Genomic DNA, 13,057 nt, shown 5'->3' on the forward strand with positions numbered 1-13,057 from the left:
GTATTTAAATTACAAATTCCACAGTTTCCACAGTTACTACTACTATTAATATTTAATTTTATTATTTATTTTTATATTAGAAAAAAAGAATAAAATAACTTATTGAATTTAATTTACGAAAAAAGTATATTGTGTTTGTAAAAAGTTCCAAATTCCGATGGAAATTATTTGTAATCAAAATGAGTTAAATAATGCTATACAACTAGTAAGCAAAGCAGTTTCTTCACGACCAACTCATCCAATTCTTGCAAATATACTTTTAACAGCTGACCAAGGAACAAATAAAATTAGCTTGACAGGATTTGATCTGAATTTAGGAATTCAAACTTCCTTTGATGGAACTGTTAAAAATAGTGGAGCTATTACCATACCTTCAAAACTTTTATCTGAAATAGTCAATAAATTACCTAATGAAACTCCAGTTTCTTTAGAAGTAGATGAGAATTCAGATAGTATTTTAATAAAAAGTGATAGAGGTTCGTTTAATCTTAAAGGCATACCCTCTGATGATTATCCCAATTTGCCATTTGTTGAAAGTGGTACTTCTTTAAATATTGATCCTAGTTCTTTTTTAAAAGCTTTAAAATCTACAATTTTTGCTAGTAGTAATGATGACTCAAAGCAATTACTGACAGGTGTCAATTTTACTTTTAAAGAAAAGTATTTAGAGTCGGCTTCCACAGATGGTCATAGATTGGCGGTTGCGTTAATTGGTAACGAAGAACATATCGAAAATAAAGAAAACTTATCTTTAAATGAAGGTGGCTTATCCGTAACTATTCCAACTAGATCATTAAGAGAAATTGAAAAACTAGTATCTTTGAGAACTTCAGAAAATTCAATAAAGCTTTTCTACGATAAAGGTCAGGTTGTTTTTATTTCTTCTAATCAAATAATTACAACAAGAACCCTTGAAGGCACCTATCCGAATTATTCACAATTAATACCTGATACTTTTTCTAAGAGTTTTAATTTTAATACAAAAAAATTAATTGATGCATTAGAAAGAATTGCTGTTTTAGCTGATCAGCAGAGTAGTGTAGTCAAGATTAAATTGGATAATACAGATTTAGCTTTAATAAGTGCAGACGCACAAGATATTGGAAACGCAAATGAATCAATACCTGTTTCATACTCTGGAGAAAATTTTGATATTGCATTTAACGTTAGATATCTTTTAGAAGGTTTAAAAGTTATTGCTTCTGAAAATGTACTCTTAAAGTGTAATCTTGCTACTACTCCTGCTGTTTTTGTTCCAGAAGATAATCTCAATTCTTTTACTTATCTAGTCATGCCTGTACAGGTTCGTTCTTAATTTGAAATTACCTAAAGAAATTTTATTAAGTGAATTACTAAATTACACTGTTAAGAGTAATATGACTCTTAATTACGGAAATGGTGAAAATGTGTGGATGCATCCTCCAGTTCATCGAATTTTAGGATGGTACTCTCGTCCTTCAAATTTTGATTTAAAACGAAATGTTTGGCGATTAAATCAAATTAGTCAAATAATAGATAATGAAATTTATGTAAAAGGTGATCCAGCTATTTCTGATTTAGCAACTTTAAATAGGTTTCCAACTTTAATACAAGCTAATTTGATCAATGTTAATGGCTCAAAAATAGGAGTTATTGCAGATTTTTTATTTGAAATGAAAACGGGGAAAATTAAATATTATTTAGTTTCTCGATCGAATCCCAAGATTCCAGGTTCTAGTAGGTGGAAATTAAATATTGAAAATATTAATGATCAACAACCTGGCTTAGTATTTTGTGAAAGCAATTCTTTAGATGATTTATCTTTAATAAAATCAAGTATTAAAAATGAATTTTTCCAAAAAGGAAAAAAAATTTTTGATAAATTTGACGATATGAAAAATATAGCTTCTAATAGATTAGAGGATTGGCTTGAAGAAGATGAAGATATCAACCAAAATTTAGATTTTAAACAAAAAAGTTTTTATAATGAAGATAGAAAATCAAGATCTTTTAGTGATAAAAAAGAAGATGACCCTTGGATATAAAGAATGATAAATCCTCAAAATAATGATCCATATGATCTTAATGAAGCACTAAAAGTTGAAAATTTAACAAGTAATGATTACGAAGAAATATGCACAAGATTAAAGAGAAAACCAAATAGGACTGAACTTGGAATGTTTGGTGTTATGTGGTCTGAACATTGTTGTTATAGAAATTCAAAACCTTTATTATCTAAGTTTCCTACTAAAGGAAAAAATGTTTTGCTTGGTCCTGGAGAAAATGCTGGCGTTATTGATGTTGGAAATAATCAAAAACTTGTTTTTAAAATAGAAAGTCATAATCATCCTTCTGCTATTGAACCTTTTCAAGGAGCTGCAACAGGTGTAGGAGGAATATTAAGAGATATTTTTACAATGGGAGCAAGGCCAATTGCAGTCTTGAATTCATTGAGATTTGGAAATCTTGATAAACCATCAAATGTAGATTTGCTTAGAGGAGTTGTATCTGGCATAGCACATTATGGGAATTGTGTTGGTGTACCTACGGTTGGAGGTGAAATTGACTTTGATAATAGTTATTCTGGAAATCCTTTAGTCAATGTTATGGCTTTAGGACTTTTAGAGACAAATGAAATCGTTTGTTCTGGAGCTAAAAATGTAGGATCACCAGTACTATATGTTGGTAATACTACAGGTAGAGATGGAGTTGGTGGTGCTAGTTTCGCAAGTTCGGAATTAACTAGTACTTCATTGGATGACAGACCTGCAGTTCAAGTAGGCGATCCATTTCTAGAGAAAAGTCTTATAGAAGCCTGTTTAGATGCTTTTAAGACAGGAGATGTAATATCAGCTCAAGATATGGGTGCAGCAGGCTTAACGTGTAGTAGTGCAGAAATGGCTGCAAATGGAAATTTAGGCATATCTATTGATTTAGATTTGGTTCCTTCTAGAGAAGATAATATGTCTTCATACCAATATTTATTATCTGAATCACAGGAGAGAATGTTATTTGTTGTAAAAAAAGAAAAAATTAATAACCTTATTGAAAAATTTAATAAATGGGGATTATATGCCAAAGTAATTGGTGAAGTAATAGATACTAATGAGGTAATTATTTCTCATAAAAATAAAATTGTTGCTCAAATCCCTACTTCTGCTTTATCTGATGATACTCCTATAAATGTTCATAATGTTAATAATAATCCACCTGATTATTTGTTAAAGAAATGGGAATGGAAAGAAAATAATTTACCAGAAATTTATGAGCAAAAAATATTTTCATTAAGGGAAAATAAGAGTTTTTCTTATACACAAATTATTTTCAAACTTCTCTCTAATCCTTCAATAGCTTCTAAAAGATGGATATATAAGCAATACGATTCTCAAGTTCAGGCAAATACAGTTTTTAAACCTGGAGAATCCGATGCAGCTGTAATAAGACTAAGAGATCAAAATGAAAAAAATAAAAATAAACAATTTTCTGGGGTTGCTGCTTCAGTAGACTGTAATAGTAGATGGGTATCTCTCGATCCTTTTAGAGGAAGTATTGCTGCGGTTGCAGAATCTGCAAGAAACGTTAGTTGTGTTGGGGCTGAACCAGTAGCAATTACTAATAACTTGAATTTTTCTTCTCCTGAGAATGAAATAGGATATTGGCAACTTGCGTCTTCATGCAATGGTATTTCTGAAGCCTGTAAAGCTTTAGAAACTCCTGTTACAGGAGGAAATGTTTCCTTATACAATGAATCAAAAAATAAAAATAATGAAGTTACTCCTATTAATCCTACTCCAGTAATTGGTATGGTTGGGAAGTTAGATAATGTTGAAAAAGCTATAAGTACTGAATGGAAAAATTTTCATGATCAAATTTGGGTAATTGGTTCTTATAAATCGGAAACAACTATTGCAGCTAGTTCTTATTTGGAATATTTTCATGGAGAAATTACAGGCAGGCCTCCAAAAATAGATTTGCTAGATGAAAAGTTTTGCCAGAGTTTTTTAAGAAATGCGATTTTAAAAAGTTTTGTAGTTTCTTCTCACGATATTAGTGATGGAGGTTTGGCTATAGCTTTATCAGAGTGTTGTATTTTGTCTGCAAAAGGTGCAACGATAGAATTACAGAAAGATGTTAATCGAGATGATAATTTATTGTTTGCAGAGGGCGGTTCTAGAATAATTTTTTCAATAGATAAAACGAAAGAAAAAGAATGGCTTAATTACCTAAAAAAAATTCAAATAAATTCTCATTCAAGTGTTTATTTAAAAAAAATAGGATATGTTTCTAGTGGAAATCTTAAGATAAAAATTCAAGATGAAAATATCTGCAATATTAGGGTTGAGGAATTAACAGAAAAATTTAATAATAGTATTTCAGGTCACTTTTAAATATGAAAAACATTTTTCAACTATCAAAATTTTTAAGAAATTAAGTTATGTGTGGAATAGTTGGAATCGTTTCTTCTGATGATGTAAATCAACAAATTTACGATAGTCTTTTGCTTTTACAGCATAGAGGACAAGACTCAACAGGTATAGCTACAATGGAAAATACCATTTTCCATATACATAAGGCCAAAGGTCAGGTTAATACTGCTTATAGAACCAGAGATATGAGGAATTTAATAGGCAAAATTGGCTTAGGTCACGTTAGGTATGCAACAAAGGGATCAGCAGAAAGTGTAGAGGAAGCACAGCCCTTTTACGTTAATGCTCCTTATGGAATTGTTTTGATACATAATGGAAATTTGACTAATACCAGAGATTTAGAAAAACAATTATTTAATATTGATAAGCGGCATACAAACTCTTCAAGTGATACTGAAATGCTATTAAATGTATTTGCGACAGAATTACAAGAACAAATTCATAATCAAGAATTAGAACCTGATATTATTTTTGGTGCTGTCAAATCTTTACATAAAAGAATTCAGGGATCATATGCTTCAATTGCATTAATTTCAGGTCATGGATTATTAGCATTCAGAGATCCTTTTGGAATTAGACCTTTGGTTATAGGAAAAAGACTTTCTTTAACTACAAAAAAAGAAGAGTGGATGGTTGCTAGCGAATCTTTAGTGCTTGAGAATAACGATTATCAAGTAGTAAGAGATGTAGATCCTGGAGAAGCTATTTTTATAAATCTTAATGGCGAGTTTTTTGCAAAGCAATGTTCTGAAAATCCAATTTTATGTCCATGTGCTTTTGAATATGTTTATTTAGCTAGGCCAGATTCAATTATGAATGGAATTTCCGTGTATAAAGCTCGTTTAAAAATGGGAGATTATTTGTCTGAAACCATAAAAGAAACAATTAACTCTGGAGATGTTGATGTTGTAATGCCTATTCCTGATTCTTCTCGACCTGCCGCTATGCAAGTTGCAAGACAGTTAGGTATAGAATATAGAGAAGGTTTTTTTAAAAACAGATATGTTGGTAGAACATTCATAATGCCTGGTCATCAGAAACGTAAGAAATCTGTAAGACAAAAATTAAATGCTATGAGTGCAGAGTTTAAAAATAAAAATGTATTAATTGTTGATGATTCTATAGTAAGAGGTACTACGTCAAAAGAAATTGTACAAATGGCTAAAGATGCAGGAGCAAATAAAGTTTTTTTTACATCAGCAGCACCTCCTGTTCGTTTTCCACATGTGTATGGAATTAATATGCCTAATAGAGATGAATTAATAGCTTACGATAGAACAATAAGTGAAATTGCTGATCACCTTGAAATTGATAATCTCGTTTATCAAAGCGTTGAAAATTTACGCAAATCTATAATAAGTGATTCGATTATTGAAGATTTGGAGATGAGTTGTTTTACTGGTACTTATGTAACAGGAACAGTAAATCAAGAGTATTTAAATTGGGTTGAAAATGAATATAAATCTTAGTCGAGAAAGTTTTCGAGTCGAAAACAATTTTCTAGATGTTCCCCATTATCTAATTTTAAAAAGTCAATTAAAAAATTTGTTTTATTGGATTTGAAATTTAATTTTTTGAAGTCTAACCTAGCTGATTTATTTTTATTGGTTTCAATATCAAGGTAATGATTACTTGGCAATATTTTGATAAAGTAATCGTTTTTAAGTTGGGTTCTTTCATTTAAATATCCTAAACTGTATTCACTCGCATTATAAATTTCATTGCTATTTATACAAAAGATTTTCCCTTGCTTAGAAACTAAATAAATATTCTCTCCATGTTGATATGGACAACAAGAAACTAGCTTTTCAGTTGGCAAAAGTTTTACAAGCATTAATCCCTGAGATTGTTTACTAGTTGGTATTAACAATTTATTTGATAAATTAAATTTAAAAATTCTTCCTATTGACGTTAATATTATTAAATTTTTTTCTTCATAAGAAATAAATGAATCAATTGTCTTAATATTATTTTTTAATTTTGTAATTGAGAAAGATCGATTGCTTTTGATCATATCTTCATCAAATAAAACTTTCTTAAACCTTCCATCTGAATTTAAGATACATAAATAATTTTCAATTCCTTTTGTAATTGAATGAAAATTGATTATTTCATTAGGATCGATACTCCCAAGGATTTTATTATCTATTTTATAGTCATTATTAATATTCGATTCCCAATCAACGTGAAAAACTTTTCCTGTAACAGTGATTCCAATTATTTTTAAATTTTTATCAATATTACATATAAATTTTTGAATATTTCTATTATCTATAATTTTATTTCCATCATCAAACGATTTCTTATAATTATTTGAAATCATTTTCCTTAAATATAGTCTATTATCTATACATAATTTAGTTTGTTTATTTATATAGTTTTCTAATATTTGGTTATTAATTGTTTCTAGTTCTTCATTTTGATCAATATTTTTAAGTAATTTTGTTTTTCTTTTAACATTATATTTTTTCTTTAATATTAATAATTCTTCTATTAGTAATTTAAGTAATAATTTTCTATCATTTAATAACTTTTGAAAATAATTCTTTTTTTCTTGAAATTTTTTTATATCATCATCTATTTGATATCTTTCTAGATTTGTTAATTTTTTAAGTGGCATATCCAAAACAGAATTTGCTTGTTTTTCACTTATGAAAAAGTTATCAATTAATTTTGTTTTAGCTTCTATAGGATTTTCTGACTCTTGGATAATTTCGATAACTTTTTTTATATCTTTTGTTGCCTTAGATAAACCTTCTAAGATTTCTAGTTTTTCAAGAGTGTTTTTTAGAAAATAATTAGTTCTTTTTCGAATTGTTTCTTCTCTAAACTCAATAAAGTAATTAAGATATTGTTTTAGATTTAGTTGAATTGGCTTGCCTTTAATTAAAGCTAAAAATATTGCACCAAAATTTGTTTGTAGAGTTGTTTTTTTATATAAATTAGAAATTACAATTTCAGCATTAGAATCTTTTTTTAATTCTATTACAATTCTCATACCATCTCTATCGCTCTCATCTCTAATATCAGAGATCCCATTAATTTTTCCTGCATTAATAAGTTCTGCTAATTTTTCTATCCAGCTCGCTTTACTTATCTGATAGGGAAGTTCTGAAATGATTAATGCATTTCTTTTATGTTTACCTTTGCCTAAATTTAACTCTTCTGTTTTTATAACTCCTCTTATTGTTATTGATCCTTTTCCAGTTTCGTAAAGTTCCTCTATTGCGCGATTATAAATTAATTCTCCACCTGTAGGGAAATCAGGTCCCTTAATAATGTTAGACAGTTTTTTATCACTTACATCTTTATTTTCTACTAATGCAACTAACCCATCTACAATTTCTCCTAAGTTGTGAGGGGGAATGTTTGTTGCCATTCCAACAGCAATTCCTGATGATCCGTTCAATAATAAAAATGGAAGTTGGGCTGGAAGAACATCTGGTTCTTTTTGTGAACCATCAAAGTTATTTGAAAAATTTACTGTTTCTGATCCAATTTCTTCAAGAAATGCTTTGTGTGCTATTGGCGCTAATCTTGTCTCAGTGTATCTCATTGCTGCTGGTGGATCATTATCTACTGATCCAAAATTTCCATGCCCATCTAGAGTTGGATATTTAGTTGAAAAATTTTGTACTAGCCTTACTAGTGCATCATATACTGCTTGATCTCCATGAGGATGGTACTTACCAAGTACATCTCCAACAACTCTGGCACACTTCCTAAATGGTCTGTCTGGTGTTAAACCTAATTCGTACATTGCAAATAATATTCTCCTCTGGACAGGCTTAAGGCCGTCTCTTGCATCGGGAAGAGCACGACCAACTATTACACTCATTGCATACTCCAGATAAGAACGTTGCATTTCTTCTTGAAGAGAGATAGAAGTGAATTTGTTCTTATCCATTAGAGTTCAAAAATAAATATTTATTGATTAACTAAATTAAGACTAATAGGTAAACAAATATTTACCAGTATTGAAAATTAAGAAGATGCATTTATTTTCGATTCTGCCAATATTACATCTGTTTGCAGCTGATCATTTTGTAAAAGGATTTCTGTTGATCTTTGCAATTTTTCCCCCCACAACTGTTCTTTTCTATAATCATAATCAACATAGTTAGGATCTTTAGTTAAGGCTTTTTTTGCGAGCTGAAGAGCTAATTGTATATCCGTTATTCTTAAACATGAAGCAAGTCCTAGTAATGGTTCAGCATTGTCTTGAATTGAGATTGCTTTTTCAAAAAGTTTGATTGAAAGATTTATGTTGTTTTTTTCGTAATAAGCTAAACCCTGATTATTTATTGCTTGCCAGAAATCAGGTTTAATTTTTACAGATTTATCAAATAACTTAATAGCTTCTGAGTAATTTTTTTCCATTAATAAAATATTCCCTAATTGAAAAATAGCTTTATGGTTATTTGGTTCAATACTTAATCCTGTTTCTAAAGCAGTTTTTGCATTTTGTAGTTGTGAAATTTTAAAATAAATATTACTTTTAGCAAAGTATATTTCGCTAAGATTTGAATTAATTTTTTGTGCTTTATTTAGAGAATTTAATGCTTTTTTGTATAGCTTATTAGCTACCTGCGCTTCAGATAAAATCAACCATAGTTTTTCATCAGTTTGATTTATTTTTACAGCTAATTTTGCTAAGTTAAGGCTTTGTTCGTATTGTCCAAAATATAAAAGTTGATATGCATTTTTGCCAATAGATGAACTTTCTTTTTTTAAATTACTAATTGTTGGGAAATAATAATATGGTACTAATGATTGAACCTTTTCTACTTTTAAAAAGCAAAACATGATTAAAGAGAAAGAAATTATGTTTTTAAAAAAGGTTTCCATATATTTGTTCAATACTGCTCCAAATTTGCTTTTATGTTTCTTCTCCACATCCATGGTTTAATTCTTTTTAATGTAGTTCCTTTTAGCTTTTCTTCCCAAGTTTCATCATCCCAGCTTAATGATTCAATATTAAGATTTTTAATCCATTCTTTTGGAGTATTTTCAAAAGTATTGTTGTATGGCACTGATTTATTCCAAGGGCATACATCTTGACATATATCACATCCTGCAACCCATCCATTTAAACTGTGTTTTATGTTTTTTGGAATAGTTTGTTGTCTACTTTCTATTGTGTGATAAGCAATGCATAGATCTGATTTTATTACAAAGGGTTCTACGATTGCATTTGTGGGACAATCTTCAATACATTTATCACATTTACCGCAAAGTGATTGATGAGGGTTATCTGGTACTAAATCCTTTGTAAGGATAATAAAACCTAAAGTCAACCAAGAACCATTTTTTTTTGTTATTAAATTGCTATTTTTACCTATCCAACCAAGACCTGATTCTTCAGCCCATGCTTTTTCAAGAAGTGGTGATGTGTCAACACATATCTTCCATTTACAATCAGGAATTTCAAGGTTAATCCATCGACCAATATTCTTTAATTTTTTATAGATTACTTGATGATAATCTTCTCCTTGACCAAATTTACCTACCTTAAAGATGTTGTTGTTGTTGATGTTGTTGTTCTGATCACTAATGTAAGTAAATCCAACGCTTAAAACACTTTTTGCTCCTTTTAAAAGTGACCCTATGTTTTTCCGTCTTTCTGCTTCCATCCATTTCATGTCACTATGATGATTATTTGATAACCATCGGTCTAATGCATTAGTTCTTAATTTTAAGCGCGAACTCCCTGGTATTGAAGCAATTCCAGACATTGTAAAACCTTCATTAATTGCTCTATCTTTTAATTTTTTACTTATTTCTTTTTTTTCTTGAAGAGTACTTATCATTTCTTTATTATGTATGTAATTGCATTTAAAAGTTATTTTTTGGGGAAGAAACTAATAAATAATTTTAATTTATTAAAAAAAAATATATCCTAATTAATTAAAAACAGTTAAATTATTAGTAAAGTTAAAAACGTTATTTTGGTTGAGTCTAATCAAAATCAAGATTCGAACCTAGGATCTAGGCTCCAACAGGATCTAAAAAATGATCTGATAGCTGGTTTGTTGGTTGTAATACCATTAGCAACAACTATCTGGCTTTCATCATTAGTAAGTAAATTTGTTTTAACGTTAGTTACATCTGTTCCTAAACAATTAAATCCATTTATTACTTTAAATCCTTTATTACAAGATTTAATTAATCTTAGTTTGGGGTTAACTGTCCCCTTGTTAGCTATTTTGCTTATAGGCTTAATGGCTAGAAACTTTGTAGGAAGATGGTTATTAGAATTTGGAGAAGGTACCTTGTCAAAAATTCCAGTAGCAGGGGCAGTGTATAAAACTCTGAAACAATTGCTCGAAACTTTTTTAAGTAATAAATCTAATCGATTTAGAAGAGTTGTATTAGTTCAATATCCACGTGAGGGACTATATAGCGTAGGCTTCGTAACTGGTGATGTTGGACCCTCCCTGCAGCCAGATTTAGAAGAAAAGTTGTTAAGTGTTTTTATACCTACAGCACCAAATCCAACTACTGGTTGGTATACTTTGGTTCCCGAGTCCTCTGTTAAGGATTTGAATATTTCTGTTGAAGATGCTTTTAGAACAATAATTTCGGCTGGGATAGTTAATCCAGATGAAAAAAATAATACTACAAATCCAACATTTTCAAAATTATTTTCTCAATTACGTGCCTCTACTAATACTTCTTCTTAATTCATGCATAAAAATAGATCCCTATCTAGAGAATTATCTTTAATTTCTCTAGGCTTGATAAAAGATAAAGGTGATTTCAAATTAAATAAATTTCAGATAGAAGAGATTTTTGAATCTGCTTTGGATACTCTCATAAATCATTGCAGAGATGAATTAGATAATTGCGAATTAGAGTTAGAAAATGCATCACAAAAAATATTAGACAGTGAATTGCAGGAAGGGGTTCATTCTTCTTTCTCAAATGTTAGAGAAGATTTAAAAAAATCTCTAAAAAAAATTGAAACTGTAATGAATACTCTCTCAGTAACTTTGGACTTTCCAAGATTAATAGTTTCTAGTGGACAAATTGATATTAGAGAGGATGTGAATCAGAGGATTAGTAATATTATTAATAACATTACAATTATTGATTCTGATATTGATCAAGCCATGGATGGTTGGAGATTAAAAAGACTACCAAGAATTGATCGAGATATTTTGCGTTTAGCTTATGTGGATATTAATTTTTTGAACACACCTTTTGCTGTTTCTTGTGATGAGGCAGTAAATCTAGCCAATAAATATAGTGATATTCAAGGAAGAAAATTTATTAATGGTGTTTTAAGGAGATTACAAACAGTAAAATTGCAATAGTTATTTGATATTTATGAATAATATTTTAAAATTATTAAAAACGAATCATAAATATCAATGACAAATACCGATTCTGATAATTCTCTAGAGTGGGCTGCCCAAGCTTATGCACTCTTAAAAAAACGACAAGAAGAACAGAATCAACAAGAACAGAATCAACAAGAACAGAATCAACAAGAACAGAATCAACAAGAACAGAATCAACAAGAACAAAAAGAAGCTTTGATTGATAGTGCTAGTGAAGAAAATCTCTCTCAAAAGACTAAAACTGTTCCTGAAGCTGAATTAGGAGAATTTGATGATAATTTTACTTGGTCGGCAATGGTATTAGCCGCTCAAGGAAAAAAAATAAATCAAATATCGATAGATGAAATTGACTGGTTAACTAAATTAAGAAGAGGATTAGAGGAAACACGTAAAGGGTTTGTTACTGAATTATTGGATAGATTGGGAGATGATCCTCTTACTCCTGAATCTCTAGATGATTTAGAGACCCTATTAATAAGAGCTGATGTTGGTATTGATTCAACCGATAAAGTTATAAATTCTCTCAGAAAAAAATTAAATGAGGAAGTTGTTGGTGGAGAAGCAGGAATAAAATTCTTAAAGAAAGAATTAAAATCAATTATAGATAAACCTATACAAAGTTCAGGCACTAATATTTTAGTGCCTAAAAAGGGTAATTTAAATGTCTGGTTATTAGTAGGAGTTAATGGCGTTGGTAAAACGACTACTTTAGGAAAATTAGCATATTTGTCATCTAGAAGTAATTATAAAACCTTGATAGCTGCAGCTGATACTTTTAGAGCTGCGGCAGTAGAACAATTAAAAGTATGGGGTGAGAGGAGTAATGTTGATGTCATATCTAATCAATCAAAAAATGCTGATCCAGCTGCTGTAGTATTTGATGCAATTAATTCTGCAACAAAAAGAAATGTTGACTTATTACTAGTTGATACAGCAGGGAGATTGCAAACAAAAAATAATTTGATGGATGAATTAGCAAAAATAAAAAAAATTATTGATAAAAAGGTTCCAGATGCAATTGTTGAATCATTATTAGTTTTAGATGCAAGTCAGGGTCAAAATGGCTTAAAGCAAGCAAAAAGTTTTGCAAAATCAGCAAATTTAAGTGGAGCAATTATTACTAAATTAGATGGCACTTCAAGAGGAGGAGTCTCTTTAGCTGTTTCTCAAGAAGTTAATTTGCCTATAAGATTTATTGGAGCTGGAGAAGGTATTCAAGATTTGAGACCTTTTAATAGTTATGAATTTGTAGAAGCTATGCTTGCAGATAAATAAAAATTTAATTAAAAATTTTTTAAAAATATAAAT

10 protein-coding genes are annotated in these 13,057 nt (G+C 29.6%); 7 read left to right on the plus strand and 3 right to left on the minus strand.

Annotation, left to right across the window (positions count from 1 at the left end; all coding sequences use genetic code 11):
- The first annotated feature begins 157 nt into the window (after positions 1-157).
- From dnaN to purF, 4 genes are read left to right on the plus strand one after another with little or no spacing between them, the layout of a single operon-like run.
- Complete coding sequence (dnaN, locus tag HA143_RS00005; protein ID WP_209082630.1) at positions 158-1,315, plus strand: DNA polymerase III subunit beta; 1,158 nt, start codon at positions 158-160, stop codon at positions 1,313-1,315.
- A 1-nt stretch (position 1,316) separates the two neighbouring features.
- The gene (locus HA143_RS00010) at positions 1,317-2,024 is read left to right on the plus strand and encodes a PRC-barrel domain-containing protein (RefSeq protein ID WP_209082631.1); all 708 of its coding nucleotides are present in this window, start codon (positions 1,317-1,319) and stop codon (positions 2,022-2,024) included.
- Positions 2,025-2,027: 3 nt separating this feature from the next.
- Entirely contained in the window at positions 2,028-4,367 is a 2,340-nt protein-coding gene (gene purL, locus HA143_RS00015) for a phosphoribosylformylglycinamidine synthase subunit PurL (protein ID WP_209082632.1), read from the plus strand.
- Positions 4,368-4,414: 47 nt separating this feature from the next.
- Positions 4,415-5,875, plus strand: coding sequence for an amidophosphoribosyltransferase (gene purF / locus HA143_RS00020; RefSeq protein ID WP_209082633.1), 1,461 nt, complete (start codon positions 4,415-4,417; stop codon positions 5,873-5,875).
- On the opposite strand, the gene HA143_RS00025 is transcribed toward purF, so the two are convergent.
- The 3 genes from HA143_RS00025 to queG form a co-directional block, all read right to left on the minus strand.
- Positions 5,872-8,313: a DNA gyrase/topoisomerase IV subunit A gene (locus HA143_RS00025; protein WP_209082634.1), complete on the minus strand. Its 2,442-nt coding sequence runs from the start codon at positions 8,311-8,313 to the stop codon at positions 5,872-5,874. The genes purF and HA143_RS00025 overlap by 4 nt on opposite strands.
- A gap of 77 nt (positions 8,314-8,390) precedes the next feature.
- Positions 8,391-9,254, minus strand: a complete 864-nt coding sequence (locus HA143_RS00030) for a tetratricopeptide repeat protein (protein WP_209084350.1) — start codon at positions 9,252-9,254, stop codon at positions 8,391-8,393.
- An 8-nt stretch (positions 9,255-9,262) separates the two neighbouring features.
- Positions 9,263-10,216: a tRNA epoxyqueuosine(34) reductase QueG gene (queG, locus tag HA143_RS00035; RefSeq protein WP_209082635.1), complete on the minus strand. Its 954-nt coding sequence runs from the start codon at positions 10,214-10,216 to the stop codon at positions 9,263-9,265.
- A gap of 138 nt (positions 10,217-10,354) precedes the next feature.
- Here queG and HA143_RS00040 point away from each other — a divergent pair, with 138 nt between their 5' ends.
- Genes HA143_RS00040 through ftsY form a run of 3 tightly spaced genes read left to right on the plus strand, consistent with a single transcriptional unit; the run spans position 10,355 to position 13,024 of the window.
- Positions 10,355-11,089, plus strand: a complete 735-nt coding sequence (locus HA143_RS00040) for a DUF502 domain-containing protein (protein WP_209082636.1) — start codon at positions 10,355-10,357, stop codon at positions 11,087-11,089.
- 3 nt (positions 11,090-11,092) lie between these two features.
- Positions 11,093-11,722, plus strand: a complete 630-nt coding sequence (nusB, locus tag HA143_RS00045) for a transcription antitermination factor NusB (RefSeq protein WP_209082637.1) — start codon at positions 11,093-11,095, stop codon at positions 11,720-11,722.
- 57 nt (positions 11,723-11,779) lie between these two features.
- The gene (gene ftsY / locus HA143_RS00050; protein WP_209082638.1) at positions 11,780-13,024 is read left to right on the plus strand and encodes a signal recognition particle-docking protein FtsY; all 1,245 of its coding nucleotides are present in this window, start codon (positions 11,780-11,782) and stop codon (positions 13,022-13,024) included.
- Positions 13,025-13,057 lie beyond the last annotated feature (33 nt).

Origin of the sequence: Prochlorococcus marinus CUG1415 (genome assembly GCF_017696015.1) — a bacterium.
Lineage (GTDB): Bacteria > Cyanobacteriota > Cyanobacteriia > PCC-6307 > Cyanobiaceae > Prochlorococcus_A > Prochlorococcus_A marinus_AE.